Raw genomic sequence first — 19,714 nt, 5'->3', positions numbered from 1 at the left:
ATGCGCACGCCTTATACCCTACGATCGATCATCGCATGAGCGGGCCGAAGCTATTCGAGCCGCTCAAAATTGGCAATCTGACCCTCGCCAACCGGATCGTGATCGCGCCGATGTGCCAGTATTCGGCGGAAAACGGCTGCATGAACGACTGGCACCAGATCCATCTGGGGCAGCTCGCGCTGTCAGGCGCGGCGTTGCTGACGATCGAGGCGAGCGCGGTGCTGCCCGAGGGGCGGATCACGCATGGCGACGTCGGTCTGTACGACGACGCCACCGAAGCGGCGATGGCCGGCGTGATCGAGAGCGTGCGGCGCTGGTCCGACATGCCGATCGCGATCCAGTTGTCGCATGCCGGGCGCAAGGCCTCGTGCGAGGTGCCGTGGAAGGGCGGGCTCCAGATCGCGCCGGGCGCGCCCAACGGCTGGCAGACCGAGGGTCCCTCGACGGTGCCGTTCTTGCCAACCGAGAACGCGCCGGTCGCGCTCGATCGTGACGGGCTGGACCGCGTCCGCGATGCGTTTGCAGCGGCGGCAGTGCGTGCGGCGCGGCTCGGGATCGACGCGATCCAGTTGCATGCGGCGCATGGCTATCTGCTGCACGAGTTCCTGTCGCCGCTCTCCAATCGTCGCGAGGACGCGTATGGCGGCAGTCTCGAAAACCGGATGCGTTTCCCGCTCGAGGTGTTCGACGCGGTACGGGCTGCGTTCCCGGCCGAGCGGGCGGTGACGATGCGCGTATCGGGGACCGACTGGGCCGAGGGTGGCTGGGATTCGGAGCAGACCGTCGCGTTCGCCAAGGCGCTCGAAGCGCGTGGGTGCAGTGCGATCCACGTGTCGAGCGGCGGGACGACGCCGGCGCAGCAGATCCCCGTCGGGCCGAGCTATCAAGTGCCGCTGGCGCGTGCGGTGAAGCAGGCGGTGTCGATCCCGGTCGTCGCGGTCGGGCTGATCACCGATTACGAGCAGGCCGAGGCGATCGTCGGGACGGGCGACGCGGACATGATCGCGCTCGCCCGGACGATCCTGTACGACCCGCGCTGGCCGTGGCACGCGGCGGCGCATCTCGGCGGCACGGTGAAGGCCCCAAACCAGTATCTGCGCTCGCAACCGCGGCAGTTTAAGGATCTGTTCGAGGGGTAACGCCCCCCCCCTGCTTTCCCGTTCCCCCGCGGAAGCGGGGGTCCAGGGTTACGAGCGATTGCGCTTGCGATCCTGGCCCCCCGCCTCCGCGGAGAACAGTTTCCCTTGGTGGCAGGTCAACCCGCGACCGTCATCACCGAGCCAGAATCCACGCGGATGTCCGCGCCGTTGATGAAGCTCGCCCGCTCCGAACACAGGAACACGATCGCCGACGCGACCTCTTCTGCCGCGCCACGGCGCTTGAGCGTCATGCCGGGGCGTTCTTCTTCGAGGAACGTCTCGATCGCCTCGTCGAAGCTCACGCCCTTCTCGTCGGCGCGCTTCTGCATCATCTTGTCGGTCATCGGCGTCGCGATAAACGCCGGCGACACGGTGTTCACGAGGACATTGTCGCAACCATAGGCCTTCGACAGCCCCTTTGAGAGGCTCGAAATCCCGGCCTTCGATGCGCAATAGGCGAGTTCGTCGACATAGGGCTGCACCGCATCCTCCGAGCTCATCAGCACGATCCGGCCCCACTTCGCGGCGCGCATCGAGGGGATCGCCTCGCGGCAAACCCGCACCGCGCCCATCAGGTTGATATCGAGCGTCGACTGCCAGCCCGCATCGTCGACGTCCAGGAAGTCGCCGGTCGCCCCGGTCACGCCAGCGCAATTGACCAGGATATCCGGCTCGCCGAGCTGGTCGCGGACCTTGGCGAACAGCGCCTTCACATCGTCGAGCTTGGTCAGATCCGCCCCGATCGCGATCACCTCGCCATGCGCCTTCAACTCGGCGGCGCTCGCATCGAGATCGCCGCCCGGCTGGTCGGTGATCGCGACGCGCGCGCCCTCCTGCAACAGCATCCGGGCGGTTTCCTTGCCCATGCCGCTGTCGGCGCCGGTGACGAGCGCGATCTTGCCTGCGATATCGAGATTCATGGTCGTATCCTTGTCGGGGTGAAGGTCATGCCCAGGCCTTGGGCCCGCCATCGTCGAGCGCGCGGTCGAGGTAGAAGGCGGCGCTGATCAGCGCGAGGTGGCTGAACCCTTGCGGGAAATTGCCAAGGAAGCTGCCGTCCTGGGCGATTTCCTCGGCGAACAGCCCGAGGTGATTGCCGTGCGCGAGCAGCTTCTCGAAATTCCAGCGGGCCTCGTTCAGCCGCCCTGCCCGCGCCAAGCATTCGACATACCAGAACGAGCACGCGACGAACGTGCCCTCGCGCCCCGGCAAGCCGTCGTCGATCGTGTAGCGATACACCTGCCCGTCGTCGGACAGGTCCTCGCCGATCGCCTCCAGCGTCGCGAGCCATTTGGGGTCGGTCGGGCCGATGAAGCGTACCAGCGGCATCATCAGCAACGCGCCATCGACTGCCTTGTCCTCGGGCGCATCGCCGATCGCGCGGACGAAGCGGCCCAGGTCGTCGTTCCAGAAATTCGCCCAGATATCCTCGTTGATCGCCGTCCGGACCTCGGACCAGCGCACCAGCGGCGCAGGCAGCGAGCGCTTCTGCGCCAGCCGCACCGCCCGGTCGACCGCGACCCAGCTCATCAGCCGGGAGTGGAGATAGTGCTTCTTCGGCCCGCGAACCTCCCAGATCCCCGAATCCGGCGTCGCCCAGGTCTCGCATACCTGGTCGACGATACGGCAGATCGCCATCCAGGAATCATGCGCGATCGGCTCGCCGTATTTGGTGCCGAGGTAGGTCGCGTCGAGCAGCGCGCCGTAGATGTCGTGCTGCGTCTGGTCCTTGGCTTCGTTGCCGACGACGATCGGCGACGCCCCCTCGAACCCGGCAAGATCGAGCGCGCGTTCGTCGGCGATCTCGCCGCCGTCGAGCGCATACATCACGCCGAGATGCCCCTTCGAACACGCCTGCGCGCGGTCCATGGTCCAGTGAAGGAAGCCGACCGCCTCGCTCTGGAAGCCGAGCCGCAGCAGTGCGTAGACGGTGAACGACGAATCCCGGATCCAGGTGGCGCGGTAATCCCAGTTGCGGACCCCGCCCGGCGCCTCGGGGAGGCCGAAGGTGGCCGCCGCCGCGATCGAGCCATGCTTGCGCGAGGTGAGCAGTTTCAGCACCATCGCCGAGCGCTCGACGGTTTCGCGCCAGCGCCCGCGATAGCGCGACTGGCGGCTCCACGTGCGCCAATAGTCGATATCCTTCTCGACGATCGCCTCCAGCGCCCCTGTGTCCAGCGAGACGTCGTCGGGATTGCTGAGGATCAGCGAGACGGTGTCGCCTTCGCGCAGACGGATCTCGGCAGTGAGGTCGCAATCGTCTGCAACGAGCGACGCCTCGCCGTGCAAGGCAAGCGCCAGCCCGCTCTCATGATCGAACCGCCCGCGCGAAACGTCAGCGCCAGTGGTAGTGACGAATGCCCTGCGGCCCGCAGCCCCGTAATCGAACCGCGGCGCACAACGCACATGGATCGTCGCTGCACCGCGCGTACAGGTCAGCCGCCGGACCAGACGCGGCGGCGCATCGTCCACGTCGTTGCCGACCGGCATCAGGTCGAGCAGATCGATACTCGCCGAAGCCGCCATCCAGCGGGTCAGCAGGATGTTGGTCTCCGGCAGGTACATCTGGACGATGTTCGCATCGGGCAGGTCGGGTTCGACCGCAAAATGCCCGCCCTTCTCGCGGTCGAGCAGCCGCGCGAACACCGAGGCGCTGTCTAGACACGGCCAGCACAGATAGTCGATCGTCCCCGCCGTATCGACGAGCGCGATCGTCTCCAGATTGCCGATCGCGCCGTGGTTGGCGATCGGAATGGCGTGCTTGTCCCGAAGCTTATCCATTGTCGCGGAAGCCGGGGTAAAGCGACATTCCGCCATCGATGGTGAGCGTGGACCCGACGATATAGTCCGCCGCATCGGAAACCAGGAACAGCGCAGCGCGCGCCACGTCCTCGGGGTCGCCGATCCGGCCATAGGGGATCAGTTCGAGCAATTTGTCCTGATCGGCCGTCGCATCCGCGTTGATCTCGGTCGCGATCGCGCCGGGGGCGATGCCGTTCACGCGGATCCGGGCGCCAGCGATTTCCTGCGCGAGTGTCCGCATCAGCATGCCGCTGCCACCCTTTGACGCGGCGTAATTGGCATGGCCTGCCCAAGGGATGACTTCGTGCACCGAACTCATAAACAGGATTTTCCCGATCGCCCGGCTGAAACCACGGTCGCCCTGCTTTCGGAAGCGGCGCACGGCTTCGCGCGAGACGAGGAACTGCCCGGTCAGGTTGACGTCGATGACGCGCTTCCAGTCCTCCAGCGTCAGGTCGGCATAGGCGGCGTCCTTCTGCATGCCCGCGTTGGCGAAGACGATGTCGACGCCGCCGAACCGCTCGACCGTCTCGTCGAACAGCCTGAGCACCGCCGCCTCGTCGGACGTATCCGCCTTACACGCAAAGGCCTCGCCGCCCGCCTGCTCGATCGCCTCGACCACCTCGCGCGCCTTGTCCGCGCTGCTGTTGTAATTGATCGCGACCTTGGCGCCCGCCTTGGCAAAGGCGATCGCGGAGGCCCGGCCGAGCCCGGAACTCGCGCCGGTAACGATCGCGGCCTGGCCTGTCAGGTCAATGTTCATGGCTGGTCTTTCGCTTGGAATTTCGGGGAGGATATCGCCGGGTCAACGCGCCCCGCCGCAAGTTTATCCCCACACCCGCAAACCGTTCGGCAATCGCGCTGATTTGCATCAAGCCTTCTGATTTCGGTGCAACTCATACGGCCCGCCACGCGCTGTGGGGCCTGAGTAGCTACTAGGACGGCACATGACCAAGACCATCGCCAAGGATACCGGCACGCCCCCGAAAGGCGCCATGTTTGAAACGCAGGTCGGCGAAGGCGGCGAACTGCATCAGATTGCGGGCGGCGACGGCGCGATACTGACGACCCAGCAGGGCATCGCGGTCGCCGACGACCAGAACTCCCTGAAAGTCGGAGATCGCGGACCGACGTTGCTGGAGGACTTCCACTTCCGCGAGAAGATCTTTCACTTCGATCACGAGCGCATCCCCGAGCGCGTCGTTCATGCACGCGGATATGGCGCGCACGGCACGTTCACGCTGACCGAAAGTCTGGAAGAGTTTACCAGCGCCGGCATCTTGACCGAAGTCGGTGAGCAGACGCCGATGTTCCTTCGCTTCTCGACCGTGGCCGGCAACAAGGGCTCGGCCGATCTTGCGCGCGACGTGCGCGGTTTCGCGGTCAAGTTCTACACCAAGGAAGGTAACTGGGACGTCGTCGGGAACAACATCCCGGTGTTCTTCATCCAGGACGCGATCAAGTTCCCCGATCTTATCCACGCCGCCAAGCAGGAGCCGGATCGCGGTTTCCCGCAGGCGCAGACCGCGCACGACAATTTTTGGGACTTCATCAGCCTGACTCCGGAATCGATGCACATGGTCATGTGGATCATGTCCGATCGCACCATTCCGCGCGGCTTCCGCTTCGTGGAAGGTTTTGGCGTGCACACGTTCCGGCTCGTGAACGCCGAGGGCAAGGGCACCTATGTCAAGTTCCACTTCAAGCCGAAGCTGGGACTGCAGTCGGTCGCTTGGAACGAGGCCGTCAAGATCAACGGTGCCGATCCCGATTTCCATCGCCGCGACCTGTGGGACGCGATCGACCAGGGCAATTTCCCCGAATGGGATATGGGCGTCCAGTTGTTCGACGATGAGTTCGCCGACAATTTCGAGTTCGACGTGCTCGATGCGACCAAGGTCATTCCCGAGGAGCAGATCCCGGTCCGCATGATCGGCAGCTTCAAGCTCGACCGCCTCGTCGACAATTTCTTCGCCGAGACCGAGCAGGTCGCGTTCTGCACGCAGAACATCGTACCGGGGATCGGCTTCACCAACGATCCGCTGCTGCAGGGCCGTAACTTCTCGTATCTCGATACGCAGCTGAAGCGGCTCGGCAGCCCGAACTTCACGCATATCCCGATCAATGCACCGAAGATCCCGGTGAATAATTACCAGCAGGACGGCCACATGGCGATGCATGCCCGCAAGGGCCGTGCGAACTATGAGCCGAACAGCTGGGAAGGCACGCCTCGCGAGAGCCCGTCGAAGGGCTACAAGCACTTCCCGTCGCAGGAGACGGGGCGCAAGGCGCAAGTGCGTTCGGCGACGTTCGCCGATCACTACAGCCAGGCGCGGCAGTTCTTCATCAGCCAGACCGAGATCGAGCAGAAGCACATCGGCGATGCGCTGACGTTCGAGCTGTCGAAGGTCGAGCGGGTCGATATCCGCGAACTGATGGTCGGGCATCTGCTCAACATCGACGAGAAGCTCGCCAAGACCGTGGCGACCGGCCTGGGCCTCAAGGCGATGCCCCCCAAGGCCAAGGCTGCGGTCGAGCCCCGCACCGATCTTCCGGCTTCGGATGCCCTCAGCATCCTGAAGAACACCACCGGCAGCTTCGAAGGTCGCAAGCTGGGTATCCTCGTCACCGACGGGGCACCGGCGGCGATCGTCCAGGCACTGGTCGACGGCATCGTCGCGGCGAAGGCCACGTACGAGATCATCGCGCCGAAGGTGGCTGGCGCAACGCTCGACGACGGCACGTTGGCCGAGGGCAAGCAGAAGATCGATGGCGCGCCGTCGGTACTCTATGATGCTGTCGCGATCATCGTGTCGGCAGACGGGGCCAAGAAGCTCGGCAAGGACAAGACCGCCAAGGACTTCGTCAGCGACGCGTTCGGGCATGCCAAGTTCATCGGCTTCAACGCCGAAGCCAAGCCGTTCCTCGAAAAGGCCGGTATCGAGGACGAGGACATGGACGACGGCGTGATCGCGCTCGCCGGCAAGGGCGACGTCGACGCGTTCCTCAAGACGCTCGGCAAGCTACGGATCTGGGATCGCGAACTGAACGTCGATCTCGACGCGCCCGCGTTCGAAGACCCCGAGGCGGCTTGATCGCTTCGATAAACCCTGAGTCGTCGCCACCGCACGCCCAGCGTGCGGTGGCGGTGGCCATTCCCGTCAAGAACGAAGACCAGTATCTCGGCGGATGCCTGGACGCACTGGATCGCGCGGCGGGTCGCTTCGGCGGCAAGGTCGTCATCGTCGCGATGGCGAACGATTGTACCGATGGCACGATCGCGTTTCTGCAAAACTGGCGGCCGACCCATGCATCGCTCGCATGGTCAGCCGTTTCGCTTTTGCCGGGTGCGCGGCACGCCGGTTGGGCGCGGCGGCTTGCGCTGGACGCCGGCGCGGACCTTCTGACGCAGGATACCGACCTGTTGCTGTCGACCGACGCGGACACCAACGTCGCCGTCGACTGGATCGTGCGGACCGTCGCGCATATCGATGCGGGCAACGACGCCGTGGCCGGTCGCGCGCTGACGCTCAAGGCGGATCGAGCATCGCTTGGTGCTACGGCACGGCATCGGCTCGACCAGCTCGGTCGCTATTATACCGCGCTTGAGTATCTTCGCGCCCATGCCGCCACCGACGCGCACGATCGATGGCCACGCCATTTCTACGAAGGCGGGGCGAGCATTGCCGTCACGCAGGCGATGTACCGGCGGATCGGCGGTGCGCCCACGCCGTCCGTGGCCGAGGATCGCGCGCTGTTCGATCGTATCCGCGACCATGGCGGCCAGGTGCGTCACCCGTTGAACGTGCGCGTGTTCACGTCCTGCCGGGTCTCCGGTCGCGCGCCGGGCGGCATGGCCGACGCGGTAGCGCGGTGGATCGATCAGCCGGTCGACGCCCCGCTCCACGAGACCTACACCGTGGTCGCGGCGCTCAGTCCCGCCGCCGCGCGCACTGCCGACCAGCTGAGCTTCGCCACGCTGCCCGCGGCGATCCGCGAAGCCCAGTCGCTGATCCGCCTAACCCGCGCCTTCCAGCCGCCAGAGATCGAGCCGGTACGCGTCGTGCCGATCGCTGCGGACGATAGTCACGCGCTCGCCCAGCGCGACGTGCAGTTCGGCAACGGCCTCGTCCCCGCTTTTGGGATAATCGGTCTCGCCGATCCAGTGGACCAACATCACATACCCGCCTGACGTCACCGCCCCGCGCAGATACGCCGCGAGCCGGACGATGTCGGCGCTATCCCAATAATAGACGACCTCCGACAGCATCACGAGATCGAACGCTCCCTCCGGCGCCTCGCCCGGCAGGCGGCGCTGCTCGATCGTCACGTTCGGCTGGTCCGCGCACCGCACACGCGCCGAAGCCAGCGCGGTCGGCGACACGTCGACCGACAGCAACGCATCGCACCGCGGGCCCAGTTGCGCGGTCAGCACACCGTTCGCACACCCGACTTCCAGCGCATTCCCGAACCGCGGCCGGGGCAAGGCGGCGAGCGTCTCGGCGTATTTCGCGGCTTCGTACGGACTGGTCTCGAACGCCCAGGGATCGCCCTTCTCCTTGTACAGCGCCTCGAAATAGTCGGGGTCTATCGAGTGTTCACGGCGCACGGGAAATCTCCAGCAAAAGGGTGGTCGGCCGGTCGAGCAGCCGCAGCATCGCGTCCGGCAGCCGGAAGTTCTCGGCCGCACCGAAGATCCGCCCGCCGCGCTGGCTGCGATGACATGCCATCGCACGGCGCTGCCGTGGCTTGCCGGTGGCCGTATCGATCGACACGACGCGATGGCCGCGAACACGCCGCGCCAAGTCGTCGACGGTCCAGCCCCAGACGAGATACTGATAGACGCGAACGGCGATCCGCGCGGCGACGGCATCGGCCAGCGCCGCGGCGGCCTCGTGATCGCAGTGCGGTTCGCCGTCCCATGTCACGGCGATCCGGCGGATACCCCGCGCCCTACACCAGGCCGCCACACGATCTGCGGTGCGCTCGAAGACCGGGTCGCCGGGCTGCGGCGGCGTCGCGTCGGGCCAGTCGAGGTGCAGGGCAGCCCCGCCACCCAATAGGCGGAGCGCGGCCGCGGCTTCGGTGCGACGCAGTGCGGCGATGCGTCGGCGGCCCCAGCCCGGCGCGTCGGGGTGCGATCCGGCGCCATCAGTCACGAACGCGGTATAGGCGCGCCCGCCGTTACTCACGATCGCGGCGATCAGCGCACCACAGCCAAGCGTCTCGTCGTCGGGATGCGGCGCGAGGATCAGCCACGGCCCTCCCGCCGCCGCCGCTTTGCTCGACATGGGCCGTGAGCGACGGAACAGCGTACTCCAGGCGCGATGGCCCGGTGCCACCACCGCCGACGGCGCTACCACCACCGATCGTCGCCCCAGCAATCCTCCTCCAGCCACGCCGCCGCCGCGCGGTCGCGTGCCTGATCCGGCACCGGCTGCCGCAGATACAGCCCGAGATCGCGCGTGATCCGGTCTATCCGGCTGCCCGCGAAGAACGACGCCGTACCCACCGAGCGCGCCGCCGCCTCCATCGTCTTCAGCCCCGCCTCCTCGACTAGGCCGCGGGTCATCAGCACGAACGGAATCGCCTCGCTCGCCTGAGTCTCCGCCAGGTGCGCGGCGCGGCGAACCCATAGTCCGGCGCTCCGCGTCTCGGTCAGGCAGGCGGCGAACCGAGCGCGCTGGATCGCGTCGTCCCCCTTGCCGGTCGCCACGAGGTGATCGCGCAGATGCCGCACCAGCGCCTCGACCGCGCCGAGCTGGACCGCGGTAAACCGCCACGCGCCGGCGCTGAACCGCGGCTCGGTCTCGTACACGTCGGGGGCACCGATCAGCGCCTCCGGACCGACCGGCATGTCGGAGAAATCGAACAGACCGCTGCACGTTCCGCGCATGCCACGAACCTGCCATCCGCTATTGTCCGCGCGTGCGGTTTCGCCTGCGATCGGAACGAGGACGAGCTGCTTGCCGCCGGTTGCATCGCGTGCGGTCACCAGGATGCGATCGAGGTGGCCGGCGCCGGTCGCGAAACTCTTGCGCCCCTGGAGCCGCCACCGATCGTCACCCTCCTGCCCGATCGACAGGCCGAGCTCAGGCTCGGTGTTCCAGACCCCGAACACACGGCCTGCTTCCAGATCGCCGGCCAGCGTCCGGCGCTGGGCATCGTCGCCATAGGCGGAAACCAGTTGCGCTGCGTTCACATGGCCTTCGAACACGCGACCAAGGCTGAGGTCGGCCCCGCCGATCGCGCGCAACACGTCGACCAGCGCGTCGGTCCGTTCGGGGGTCGAGACGTCGACGAAAGCGGCAAGCGCTCCCGCCTCGTGCAGTGCGGCGACGCGCGCGGCGGGAAACGCCTCTTCCCCGTTGGCGCGATCCCAGTCTGCCGCCAGCGTGCGAACGGCCTCCAACGTCGTCCAGCCCTGTGGATGAGCGAGCGATCGTGCCGGTGATGTCATGGCCAGTGGATCAATCCCCGCGCGCTGCGAACCATGCGATACGGCCGCTGTGCGATTAGAACGCCGGAACGCCGCGAGCGTTGCGTGTTTTGGTGCCGGCGACGGTTAACCGTATCCAAATCCGTCCCGAACCTTTGGTTAACGCTTGGCCGGCATAGTGGCGCGATCGGAAGGGACCGGATCGATGGCACAGACACAGGATATCTTCGCGCTGGTCGGCAAGCGGATGTGCGCAGCGCCGCGGCATGGCAATCGGGCCGTCGATTATGACGTGCCACGGATCGCGGACCTGATCCGGCAGATCGACCGAGCGCTGTTGGAACGCCGCGCAGCCTGAACGTGCGGCCTTAACGTGCAGCCCGAACGTCTAGTCGCCCGCGTCTAGTCGTCTGCGCCGGCCATGCCGATCGCCGACGCATACATCTGCGCCGCGCGTTGTTCCCGTGGATCCTTGAACGCACGCACCGGATCGGGCGCATCGCCGGTCGCGCGCAGCACCGCCCATAACGCAAATCGCCGGCCGGACTCGCGCTCGGTTCCAAACGCAAGCGACACGCGATCGCGTCCCGCCTCCAGCGCCTCGGGGCTGAGCGTGTCGATCTCGGTCGTGCCGAAGAAATGATGCGAAATCGCGTCTAGGTCCATGCGGGCAACCTAGCGGACCGGCCGCCCCCGGCGCAATCGGCTGCGACACGATGCAGGCGCATCGCAACGGTTGCGATCCCGCCGCTCTCCGCTTAGACGCCGTCGTCCGGCTCCCTTGAGCGCCGGTACGGAAGAGTGTCCGAGTGGTTTAAGGAACTGGTCTTGAAAACCAGCGAGGGTGCAAGCCCTCCGTGGGTTCGAATCCCACCTCTTCCGCCAATTTCCGATATCAACCGGTCTCATACCGTCCCGCAAGCGGCAGGTTTGCCGCGCTTTCCCTCGTGCGGCAGTCTCGCGCCCTCCCATCGTGTCCCGGCCCAGCGCAAGCTGGTTGGGGTATTCTGGAGGGTACGCTGGGCATGTTCTGGGGGTATCGAGTGCTGAGGGAATTACACCGCCGACAGGGTCTGTGACATAGCGCCTGGTCCGACCCGCGGGCAGGGATCGGGCGGTTAAGTTTTTGGGCTTACCGGTTGTTGCCGCGATATATACTGGCATCTCAGTATCATGACGCCAAGCGCAACCGGTTTCGACCAGCGCCTTTTGCCTCGTAGAGCGCAATATCCGCGCGCTTGAGAATGCCGTCGCCCGTATCCTCGCCACGGGTCGATGCAATGCCCAGGCTGACGGTAACGTTCGGCTGTCGATCATAGGAGGATGCTTCGATCCCGGCCCGGACGCGTTCGGCGATCTGCAGCGCCACCTCCGCGTCGGTTCCAGGCAGGATGATGACAAATTCCTCGCCGCCATAGCGGCCGATCAGGTCAGTGGTTCGCAAACACTCATTTGCGGATGATGCCACACGCTTTATGACTTCGTCGCCGACATCGTGGCCGTATCGATCATTGACGGTTTTAAAATGATCGATGTCGAACAGCACGACCGAAAGCGCTGCTTGTCCGGTCTCCGTGTCCGCCACGGCGACGTCAAGATACTCGATGATCCCTCGACGGTTCGCCAGACCGGTCAAGACATCGGTCGAGGCCAGCAGCATTGCCGCCGCCGCGCTACGGTTGGCGGCGTCACGGGAATCTTGCAGCACCTGTCGTGCTTCGATTTGCTCGGTGACGTCACGGATCAAACCGAAAAGCCCGATAGCGTTCTCTCTCGACGAATAATCACGCTCGCCTTGGGTTTCGACATGGCGGATGGAGTCGTCGGGGCGAATGATCCGAGCTTCGAATGCGAAGGGCTTGCCGTCGACAAGTGCGTTAGCAACGGTCTCGGAGACCCGCTGTCGATCGCCTTGATGATACAGATCAATAGCCTGCGCCAAGGCAGGTGGTTTTCCCGCGGGAAGGCCGTGAACGCGGAAGACCTCTGGTGACCAGAAGATCGCCTGGTCCGTAGAATTGACACGCCAATGCCCAACATGTGCCGCTGCCTCCGCTTGATCGAGAAGACGGATGCGCTCCGAAAGATTGATCCTCAGGCGATCACGCGCGGCGAGGAGCGTCGCCATCGGTAGCGCCGAGACGAACAGCGACAACAAATAGAACTGAAAGAACAACAGGCGCGATTCGTGTGACGTACGGATCAGGAAGATCGGGCCCGAGCCCAACCAGAGCGCCAGAGATCCGAAGATCGTAACGATCATCATGCTGATGATGCCGCCGAGCATACCGCCGCGCAGGACGGCGATCACGATGACCATCATGGGCACGAACAGCATCGGGTATTGGGTCTGGTAGAAGGTCAAACCGGTGGCGAAGCCTGTCAGCAGGACGATGCCGATCAGGTTGATCGCCTCGCGCCGGGACACGGGCCGCCGCGCGGAAAGCGAAATCTCGAATACCGCGATCAGCAACGGCGTCACCAGCAGCATTCCCAGCCACACGGTGCTAAACCAGGAGAGAATGAATGCGCCGCCCGACTGGGGCAAAATACAGGTCGCCACTCCGGCACTCACCATCGCGGCGATCGACGATGCGACGAGGAATGCGGAGAGGCCCGATGGATTGATAAACGAGACCCGCCCCCCCGATCGCCGCCGAAGCAGGAGCGTGGCGACCATCGCCTCGATCCCGTTGGCCGCGGTAAAACCGGCGGAGACACGGAAACTCGATCCGGCGAACAGGTTTGCCGCAAGACTTGCGATTATCGCCGCCACTGCGAACCGCCAGACGGCCTGCCGGGGTACGATGAGTAGGGTGGCAAGAAGTATGCCACTCGGCGGCCAGATCGCGGCGATGCCATGCGTCCCTCGCATCATGACCAACGACAGCATTGCGATGGTGAAATAGGCAATGCCGAGAACCGCAGGACCGAGCGGAGACTCTCCCAACCGTTTAAAAGTTTGGCGCATTTAGATGGGCTAACCGGGAATCATTAACGTTGCAGTGATCATCGTTCGAAGATCATCTTTAGTGCCAATCGACGGTCGAGGCCATCCGGGTTCCCGATTGTACTTTTACCGAGATGTTCGTTCGGAAACGAAGACCGAGAGTCCGGAGGACCCCTAGCGGACGCCCAGTCGACTTTGCATCGCCCCCCCATTTCGGACGTTCTTTCAGATATGCGCAGCTACGTCGAATGCCTGGGCGAACGAATAGCTGCATTGCCGTCGTCTTCGAGAATTCTGCGAGCGTCCGTCCACTCCATGTATCTGGGTATCTGGGTATCTGGGTATCTGGGTATCTGGTCGGCAACGCCTGGCAGGGCTTGCCCCCTCTCGCCCACGCTCGGCTGTCGTTGGCCCGAACGTGCGGGCGTACGTTACCAAGCCATTGCAATCGATATCGTTGCCAACGGCACGATAGACGCGGTCGTGCCGCCGGGAGCGTCGAGCCGTCTAAGCTGACCGTCACGAAAGAGAGCAAGGATTTCGCCCTGCAACGACGCCTTTGCGCCAGCGATCTTCAGCGGCTGGGCGATACTCATCCCGGCGCTGCCGTAAACCCTGTCTCCGCTGTCCGCTGCATAGAAGCTGCGCCAACCGGCGCCGACCGAGACCGGCACCGTGATCGTGGGGCCGTCCTCTACGCGCGTGAGCGGTAACGTGGGGGCTATGCCGACGATCGTGTAGAAGCCCCCCTGCCCCTTCGTCCGCGTCGTCACGGCAAAGCGGGGAGCAAGAAATCCCACCGTGTCCTTGCCGGTGTAAAGGAACGTCAGGCTGGCTTCATGGGTCGTGCCCGCCACGCCGTTGGGACTGGCCTTGATGGCATACGCTCCCGCTGCCGACAGCCCATCGACCGGCCGCCATGCAAGACCGACGATCGTGTTGCTTTCATACCAACTGCGCGGTCGGGTTCGTTCGTCGGACCGCGGCGCGTGAAAGCCGTTCGAGCTTTGCCCTACCAGGAACAGGACCCCCTCCCCATCCGCGCGGCGCGTCAGCACCGCGGCGCCGCCGACCGCGACATGGACCGGAACCCTGCCGAGGCCGGCGTCATCGTCGTCATACGCTCCGCGCGCGTAGTCGCCGTTGCGGACGTCGAACGAGACGATCGGATGAACGGCCCCGTCTCCGACGTCGACATCGGATAGCGTCGCATCCTCGGTGTCGATGAACGGCACAGTCTGCGCCGTCGCGCGGGGCGCAGCGACGCAGGCGAGCGTCGCTGCGAGAACCATCAATGCCGCCGTGGTCACGAGGTGCGTCGCACCATCCACACGGTATCCCCGGCATCGTCGACGACGAAGATCGCCCCATCGTCGCGCGTCTGCACGCTCACCGGTCGACCATAGACTTCATTCTTCTTCTCGTCCGCGACGAACCCGGTCAGGAACGGCTGCGGCGCGGCCGTCGGCCTTCCGTTTGCAAATGGTACCGCGAGCACGTCATACCCGATGAACGCGGACCGGTTCCACGATCCATGCCGCGCGACATAAGCAACCTGCTGGCCGGCCGGCGTTCCCTTTGCGAACGCCACGCCCAGCGCCGCGGCATGAGGACCGACGGCAACGTCGGGCATCAACGTGGTCGCCAGCAACTCGCGCTTGTCGTTCGCATGACGCGGATCCTGCTTCCCGTAATAGCTGTAGGGCCATCCATAAAAACCGCCGTCACGCACGCCGACGAGATAGTCCGGGGCGATATCGTCGCCGATCTGGTCGCGTTCGTTGACGGCAGTCCACAACACCGTCGATCCCGGCGCCCAGGCCATGCCGACCGGGTTGCGAAGCCCCGATGCATAGAGACGCTCGCGCCCGGTACGAAGATCGACCGCGAGAATTGCCGCTCTTCGAGTCTCCTCGTCCATGCCATGTTCGCCGACATTGGATGCGGAGCCGACCGATACGTACAGCGTTCGCGCATCTGGACTGAGCAACAGATTGCGCGTCCAATGATTGTTGTAGCCACCCGCGGGCAGCGACACGATTTGCTGCGGCGTTGCGGTCACGCGCGTCTGACCGGGCGAGAACGGGACGCTGACGACGCCGTCGGTATTCGCGACATACAGGCGACCATTGCCGTACTGCATCCCGAACGGCTGGTTGAGCCCCTCGATCAGGACGAAACGCTGTTCGGCGACACCGTCGCGGTTCGCGTCGCGCAGCAGGGTGATACGGTTGGCGCTGAAGCCGGTCGTCTTCGACAGGGCTTGTCCACGCTGGACGTCCGGCTCGGCATCCAGCTTTGGCTTCGTCCGCGCCTCCGCGACCAGCACGTCGCCATTGGGCAGCAGCAGCGCCTGGCGAGGATAGTCCAGGCCACCTGCGAATTTGACGACCTCAAACCCTTGCGGCGCCTTCGGTTTGCGCCCTTCCGGCCAGCCGATCGTCTTGGGGTGGTTGACCACGGATGCGGTAGCATACGGCTCTGCCTGGGCCTTCAAGCCCACCACCGACGGTGTTTTCTGTGCCGCGGCACCGCTTGCCAGGGTCAATACACTGGCAGCAGCAAGGATCGTCTTCATAATGTCTCCCGGATTATGATCGAGAGTGTAACCCCCTGACAACCATGGATATCCGCGAGATGAACTTCGCGGACGATTAATTCCTGGATTTCAGTGATCTCATCCCTGGCAACGGGCCAAGGCTGTCGAACTGGGCGAAGGATAAGAATGACAAAATTTTCACGTTCGCCGTGGCACGAAACAGCACCCGCGCGTTGTCGCCGTTCTTCATCGAACGGAATATCATGCCGAAAACATTGACTATTATCGGCATGGGTGCCTGCGGCGTCGCTGCATTTGCCGAAGCTGTTACCCGGTTATGCTATGAACCGGGCGATGGGGATCCGGGCGATGGGGATCCGGGCGACGGGGATCCAGGCGACGGGTGGAACGTCCATCTGGTCGAGCGCGACGATGAACTCGCACGCGGGTTGGCGTTCGGCACGGAGCAACCCGGCCATCTTCTGAACACGGAATCGCGGCTCATGGGGCTCTACGACCGGGAGCCGGGTCATTTCCGAACCTGGCTGGAGGCGCGACGCGCGGCATCGGGCACGCCGCTCGATCCCGATGGGGTCGAATACCCGCAGCGCCGTGAATACCGCGTCTACATGCGGGAGGTTCTCGACAAAGCGCTCGAGCAGGCGAGCACCGCCGGCATCGACGTCCAGGTCCACCGCGAGGAAGCTGTTGCCATCGACGGCGATCATGCCGCGGCGACGGTTCGGTTCGCGAACGGGACGACGATCGCTACCGACGTCGTCCTTCTGACGATCGGCACACCTGATCCAAATCGGTTCGGCAACTTGACCGGTATACCCGGCTACATCGACTCCCCCTATCCCGCCCACCGCATGACCGAGGAGATCGCGCGGGATCGGCCCGTCGTCGTCCTCGGCAGCGGCCTCAGTGCCATCGACGCGGTGATGACATTGTTGGACAATGACCACCGCGGCCACATCCACCTCGTATCGAAAGAGGGGATGTTGCCGCGCGTCGAGATCCCCGCGCCCGAGACAGGCTATGACCGTCAGCACTTTACGCTGGAAAACGTCCACCGGCTCATTCGCGAGCGGGGCAGCGCTTTCTCGGTAGTGGATCTGTTTCGCCTCTTTCGCCTCGAAGCAGAAACTGCCGCGGGACGTGCGATCGATTGGCAGGCAGAGGACCGCTATGGCGGTGATGCCGAGGCTGCTTTGCTGCACGACATTGCTGCAGCGGACTCCGGAGACGAACCGTTCCAGCGCATCCTCACCGCCGCTCGCCATGAGTCGACGGCGATATGGAACCTGTTGCGCCCCGCCGACCAGAAACGGTTCGGGCAGTGGCTGGCGCCGCATTTCGCCGCGGCGCGCTTCGTCACGCCGATGGTAAACGCGCGGCGATTGGCGGATGCGATGGCGCGCGGATTGCTCAGCGTGCGCGGGCGGATCGATGAAACCGTCGCCAGCGAGCACAATACGGGCTTCACGGTCCGGTTCGAGGATGGCGATACGCTCGAGGCACCGATCGTCGTCAACGCCACGGGTCAGGCCACGACACTGGACGAGATGAAGGAGACGCTGGTCAAGGATCTGCTCGCGAAGGACTGGCTGCAGCCGCATCCGGTCGGTGGGGCCATCGCGCACCGGGCGACGTGTCGGATAATATCCGCCACGCGCGATGCGCCGCGGCTCTACGCGCTTGGTCAGTTGCTGAATGGCGAGCTGCGCGACACCAACGCGGTCTGGTTCAATGTCGAATGCGCCGGTCGTGCGATCGACGATATCCTGCGCCAACGATGAGCGCGATCGGTAACATCGCGGCGGCACTCCTGCCGCTCTACGGCGTGATCCTGCTGGCATGGACTTTCGGCTCCCGCGTTCCCTGGGCGGCGAAACTGTGTTCGACGATACTCGTCTTCGGCCTCATCCCGTTGCTGGTCATCGACAAGGTGCTTGGCGCGGAAGCGCAGCAGTTGATGGTGATCCCGCCGCTGATGTTCGTGGTCTCGGCACTGATGAGCATCCCTGCATACCGGTTGGCCAAGCGGCTCGGCAACGACTTCGATCCCAAACTGCTGTCGGCGTCCTTCTCGTTCTTCAACGTTGCGTTCTTCGGGGTGCCCGTCAGCCAGGCCTTGTTCGGCGAAATCGGCGTATCAACGGTGATCTGCGCATATATCGGCAGCGCGCTGTACGGCAATACGATCGGGTATTTCCTCATCGCCCGTACCAAGGAGGGTGCGCGCAAGGCTGCAACCAAGGCATTGCGGGTGCCGCTCGTCTACGTGGTCATCGGCTCGCTCATCGCCAAGTGGGGCGGCGTCACGATGCCCGAAGCGGCAACGCCTATCGTCTCGATCACCAGCACGTTGGTGTCGGTGCTTGGCATGGCGGTGATCGGCCTCAACCTTGCCGAAACCGGCCGCGACGACTGGCGGCCAAGGCTGATGACGCGCATCCTCGCGGTGAGGCAGGTCGCCAGCCTCGTACTGCTCGGCGCAGCGCTCGCGCTCGAAGCGGCATTCATCGGTGTATTGAACCCGCGCGACCGCGTGATCGTCGGGCTCGTCGCCCTGTTCCCGATCGCCAGCAACGTGACCCTGTTCGCGACCCTCCTCGATACGAACCGCAAGGCGGCAGCGATCCTCGTCGCGCTGTCGAGCGCGGTATCCCTTGTCCTCGTTCTGCTGATCGTGGGCGTGTTTCACTCCGCCATGCCGACGAGTTGATCACGCTTCCCCTGTGCCGTTCCCGCTTTCGGCGGCTACCGGCTATCGGCTACGCAAAACTTACGACACCCCCCGCTCGGCCGCAGGCACGACCGCGTTCTCGACGATGTCATGCAGCGCATCGATGTGCCCTGTGTCCCGCGAGCCGTTCGGGTCCGACGTCATGACGACCGTCACCCGCAGATCGGGGATGACGTAGACCATCTGTCCACCATAGCCCCAGGCGAACCGCACGGGATGGCCCTTCATTTCGGTCAGGAACCAGCCGAAGCCGTACTCATTCCCACTCCACGGCGAGACGGCGCGCGGTGTCCAGCTTTGCTCGATCCATTTGGCCGAGATGATGCGGCGACCATCGACGATGCCACCGAGCCGATAAAGCTCGCCGAAACGAGCGAGGGCGCGCGGCGAGAGCCTCATCTCGTTGCCGCCAAAGTAGATGCCTTGCGGGTCGGCCGGCCAGGACGGGATTGTAATTCCGAGCGGCTCGCCGAGCCAGGCGCGCGCGTTGGCGAGCGTGCTCCGCCCGGACGCCCGTGTGAGTGCCGCCGAGAGCAGGTGGGTGGAGCCGGTCGAGTAGAGCATTGCCGTCCCGGGATCGGCGACGAATGGTCGGGCCAGCGCGAACCGTATCCAATTGGGGCTGGATACCCAACGGCCGTAGTTCTCGCCGGAGGTGCGCTCGAGCCCGGCCTGCATCGACAGGAGGTTGCCGATGGTCACTCTGGCGAGCCGTGGGTCGGGATCGGCGGGCGCGTCACGCTGGAGCAGCGGCAGCACCGGCTGGTCGACGCTGTCGAGGACACCGCGTTGAAGGGCAATGCCGACCAGTGCCGACATGACCGACTTCGACGCCGACTTGATGTTGACCGGCCGGTCCAGCGGGGCACCGCCATTGAACACCTGTGCCGTCAGCGTCTGTCCGTCTCGAAGGACGAGGAGCGAACGAAGCCGCGGGAGCGCGGAGGCTCTTGCCTGCATGTCGCGCATCGCTGCGGCATCAAGTCCCTTCGTGTCCGATCCGGCGACCGCGTCAGGGACAGCCGCCCCCGCCAACGAGGTCGGTCCCTCGCAGCCGGCAAGGAGGATGAGTAGAGGAACGATAAACCGCATC

The 19,714-nt window shown here is 64.8% G+C and carries 16 protein-coding genes, 1 tRNA gene and 1 pseudogene; 7 read left to right on the top strand and 11 right to left on the bottom strand.

The genetic code is table 11. From position 1 onward, the window contains the following. The first annotated feature begins 35 nt into the window (after window positions 1-35). Window positions 36-1,139 carry an NADH:flavin oxidoreductase/NADH oxidase gene (locus EQZ23_RS12225; protein ID WP_128454632.1) on the top strand — a complete coding sequence of 368 codons (1,104 nt, stop codon included), beginning with the start codon at window positions 36-38 and terminating at the stop codon, window positions 1,137-1,139. Window positions 1,140-1,255: 116 nt separating this feature from the next. Here EQZ23_RS12225 and EQZ23_RS12220 read toward each other — a convergent pair whose 3' ends face one another. Genes EQZ23_RS12220 through EQZ23_RS12210 form a run of 3 tightly spaced genes read right to left on the bottom strand, consistent with a single transcriptional unit; the run spans window position 1,256 to window position 4,704 of the window. Next, window positions 1,256-2,059 (bottom strand): SDR family oxidoreductase, encoded by an 804-nt coding sequence (locus EQZ23_RS12220; protein WP_128454631.1) that lies wholly within the window; start codon window positions 2,057-2,059, stop codon window positions 1,256-1,258. A 25-nt stretch (window positions 2,060-2,084) separates the two neighbouring features. Beyond that, window positions 2,085-3,920, bottom strand: a complete 1,836-nt coding sequence (locus EQZ23_RS12215; protein WP_128454630.1) for a glycoside hydrolase family 15 protein — start codon at window positions 3,918-3,920, stop codon at window positions 2,085-2,087. Continuing rightward, window positions 3,913-4,704 (bottom strand): glucose 1-dehydrogenase, encoded by a 792-nt coding sequence (locus EQZ23_RS12210; RefSeq protein ID WP_128454629.1) that lies wholly within the window; start codon window positions 4,702-4,704, stop codon window positions 3,913-3,915. Before EQZ23_RS12210 ends, EQZ23_RS12215 begins: the two co-directional genes overlap by 8 nt. A 184-nt stretch (window positions 4,705-4,888) precedes the next feature. Here EQZ23_RS12210 and EQZ23_RS12205 point away from each other — a divergent pair, with 184 nt between their 5' ends. After that, window positions 4,889-7,036, top strand: coding sequence for a catalase (locus EQZ23_RS12205; protein ID WP_128454628.1), 2,148 nt, complete (start codon window positions 4,889-4,891; stop codon window positions 7,034-7,036). Window positions 7,037-7,083: 47 nt separating this feature from the next. Next, window positions 7,084-7,809 (top strand): annotated as a pseudogene (locus tag EQZ23_RS20575) (glycosyltransferase); the annotation flags it as partial. Window positions 7,810-7,959: 150 nt separating this feature from the next. Here the strand turns inward: EQZ23_RS20575 and EQZ23_RS12195 are convergent. Genes EQZ23_RS12195 through EQZ23_RS19835 form a run of 3 tightly spaced genes read right to left on the bottom strand, consistent with a single transcriptional unit; the run spans window position 7,960 to window position 10,401 of the window. Then, complete coding sequence (locus EQZ23_RS12195; protein WP_128454626.1) at window positions 7,960-8,550, bottom strand: SAM-dependent methyltransferase; 591 nt, start codon at window positions 8,548-8,550, stop codon at window positions 7,960-7,962. Further along, window positions 8,540-9,307: a PIG-L family deacetylase gene (locus EQZ23_RS20300; RefSeq protein WP_164913440.1), complete on the bottom strand. Its 768-nt coding sequence runs from the start codon at window positions 9,305-9,307 to the stop codon at window positions 8,540-8,542. The genes EQZ23_RS12195 and EQZ23_RS20300 overlap by 11 nt, the downstream gene beginning before the upstream one ends. Beyond that, window positions 9,298-10,401, bottom strand: coding sequence for an acyl-CoA dehydrogenase (locus EQZ23_RS19835; protein WP_164913439.1), 1,104 nt, complete (start codon window positions 10,399-10,401; stop codon window positions 9,298-9,300). The genes EQZ23_RS20300 and EQZ23_RS19835 overlap by 10 nt, the downstream gene beginning before the upstream one ends. Before the next feature lie 184 nt (window positions 10,402-10,585). On the opposite strand from EQZ23_RS19835, the gene EQZ23_RS19830 reads away from it, so the two are divergent. After that, window positions 10,586-10,738 (top strand): hypothetical protein, encoded by a 153-nt coding sequence (locus tag EQZ23_RS19830; RefSeq protein WP_164913438.1) that lies wholly within the window; start codon window positions 10,586-10,588, stop codon window positions 10,736-10,738. 44 nt (window positions 10,739-10,782) lie between these two features. On the opposite strand, the gene EQZ23_RS12185 is transcribed toward EQZ23_RS19830, so the two are convergent. Next, the gene (locus tag EQZ23_RS12185; protein ID WP_128454624.1) at window positions 10,783-11,046 is read right to left on the bottom strand and encodes a hypothetical protein; all 264 of its coding nucleotides are present in this window, start codon (window positions 11,044-11,046) and stop codon (window positions 10,783-10,785) included. Window positions 11,047-11,175: 129 nt separating this feature from the next. Between EQZ23_RS12185 and EQZ23_RS12180 the strand changes: the two genes are divergently transcribed. Continuing rightward, window positions 11,176-11,265 (top strand) — tRNA-Ser (locus EQZ23_RS12180). 286 nt (window positions 11,266-11,551) lie between these two features. Here the strand turns inward: EQZ23_RS12180 and EQZ23_RS12175 are convergent. The 3 genes from EQZ23_RS12175 to EQZ23_RS12165 all read right to left on the bottom strand — a co-directional run bounded on the left by EQZ23_RS12175 (window position 11,552) and on the right by EQZ23_RS12165 (window position 15,908). Further along, window positions 11,552-13,351, bottom strand: coding sequence for a sensor domain-containing diguanylate cyclase (locus EQZ23_RS12175; protein ID WP_128454623.1), 1,800 nt, complete (start codon window positions 13,349-13,351; stop codon window positions 11,552-11,554). A gap of 410 nt (window positions 13,352-13,761) precedes the next feature. Then, window positions 13,762-14,622, bottom strand: coding sequence for a hypothetical protein (locus EQZ23_RS12170; RefSeq protein ID WP_128454622.1), 861 nt, complete (start codon window positions 14,620-14,622; stop codon window positions 13,762-13,764). A gap of 14 nt (window positions 14,623-14,636) precedes the next feature. After that, complete coding sequence (locus EQZ23_RS12165; RefSeq protein WP_128454621.1) at window positions 14,637-15,908, bottom strand: sorbosone dehydrogenase family protein; 1,272 nt, start codon at window positions 15,906-15,908, stop codon at window positions 14,637-14,639. A gap of 194 nt (window positions 15,909-16,102) precedes the next feature. Here EQZ23_RS12165 and EQZ23_RS12160 point away from each other — a divergent pair, with 194 nt between their 5' ends. Together EQZ23_RS12160 and EQZ23_RS12155 are read left to right on the top strand one after the other, a co-directional pair. Next, entirely contained in the window at window positions 16,103-17,671 is a 1,569-nt protein-coding gene (locus EQZ23_RS12160) for an FAD/NAD(P)-binding protein (RefSeq protein WP_128454620.1), read from the top strand. Beyond that, window positions 17,668-18,600 carry a hypothetical protein gene (locus EQZ23_RS12155; RefSeq protein WP_128454619.1) on the top strand — a complete coding sequence of 311 codons (933 nt, stop codon included), beginning with the start codon at window positions 17,668-17,670 and terminating at the stop codon, window positions 18,598-18,600. The genes EQZ23_RS12160 and EQZ23_RS12155 overlap by 4 nt, the downstream gene beginning before the upstream one ends. Window positions 18,601-18,660: 60 nt before the next feature. Here the strand turns inward: EQZ23_RS12155 and EQZ23_RS12150 are convergent, their stop codons facing one another. Then, window positions 18,661-19,713, bottom strand: coding sequence for a serine hydrolase (locus tag EQZ23_RS12150; RefSeq protein ID WP_240663532.1), 1,053 nt, complete (start codon window positions 19,711-19,713; stop codon window positions 18,661-18,663). Window position 19,714: the final 1 nt, after the last annotated feature.

This window comes from Sphingomonas sp. UV9 (assembly GCF_004101245.1).
GTDB lineage: Bacteria > Pseudomonadota > Alphaproteobacteria > Sphingomonadales > Sphingomonadaceae > Sphingomonas.
Note: the sequence above shows the minus strand (reverse complement) of the source record. Positions and strands in the feature narration are given on the sequence as shown.

What these genes read in the sequence shown, in the direction of transcription:
- EQZ23_RS12225 (WP_128454632.1), top strand. Translation starts at nt 36, where the DNA reads ATGAGCGGGCCGAAGCTATTCGAGCCGCTCAAAATTGGCAATCTGACC.
- EQZ23_RS12220 (WP_128454631.1), bottom strand. Translation starts at nt 2,059, where the DNA reads ATGAATCTCGATATCGCAGGCAAGATCGCGCTCGTCACCGGCGCCGAC.
- EQZ23_RS12215 (WP_128454630.1), bottom strand. Translation starts at nt 3,920, where the DNA reads ATGGATAAGCTTCGGGACAAGCACGCCATTCCGATCGCCAACCACGGC.
- EQZ23_RS12210 (WP_128454629.1), bottom strand. Translation starts at nt 4,704, where the DNA reads ATGAACATTGACCTGACAGGCCAGGCCGCGATCGTTACCGGCGCGAGT.
- EQZ23_RS12205 (WP_128454628.1), top strand. Translation starts at nt 4,889, where the DNA reads ATGACCAAGACCATCGCCAAGGATACCGGCACGCCCCCGAAAGGCGCC.
- EQZ23_RS19835 (WP_164913439.1), bottom strand. Translation starts at nt 10,401, where the DNA reads ATGACATCACCGGCACGATCGCTCGCTCATCCACAGGGCTGGACGACG.
- EQZ23_RS19830 (WP_164913438.1), top strand. Translation starts at nt 10,586, where the DNA reads ATGGCACAGACACAGGATATCTTCGCGCTGGTCGGCAAGCGGATGTGC.
- EQZ23_RS12185 (WP_128454624.1), bottom strand. Translation starts at nt 11,046, where the DNA reads ATGGACCTAGACGCGATTTCGCATCATTTCTTCGGCACGACCGAGATC.
- EQZ23_RS12175 (WP_128454623.1), bottom strand. Translation starts at nt 13,351, where the DNA reads ATGCGCCAAACTTTTAAACGGTTGGGAGAGTCTCCGCTCGGTCCTGCG.
- EQZ23_RS12170 (WP_128454622.1), bottom strand. Translation starts at nt 14,622, where the DNA reads ATGGTTCTCGCAGCGACGCTCGCCTGCGTCGCTGCGCCCCGCGCGACG.
- EQZ23_RS12165 (WP_128454621.1), bottom strand. Translation starts at nt 15,908, where the DNA reads ATGAAGACGATCCTTGCTGCTGCCAGTGTATTGACCCTGGCAAGCGGT.
- EQZ23_RS12155 (WP_128454619.1), top strand. Translation starts at nt 17,668, where the DNA reads ATGAGCGCGATCGGTAACATCGCGGCGGCACTCCTGCCGCTCTACGGC.
- EQZ23_RS12150 (WP_240663532.1), bottom strand. Translation starts at nt 19,713, where the DNA reads ATGCGGTTTATCGTTCCTCTACTCATCCTCCTTGCCGGCTGCGAGGGA.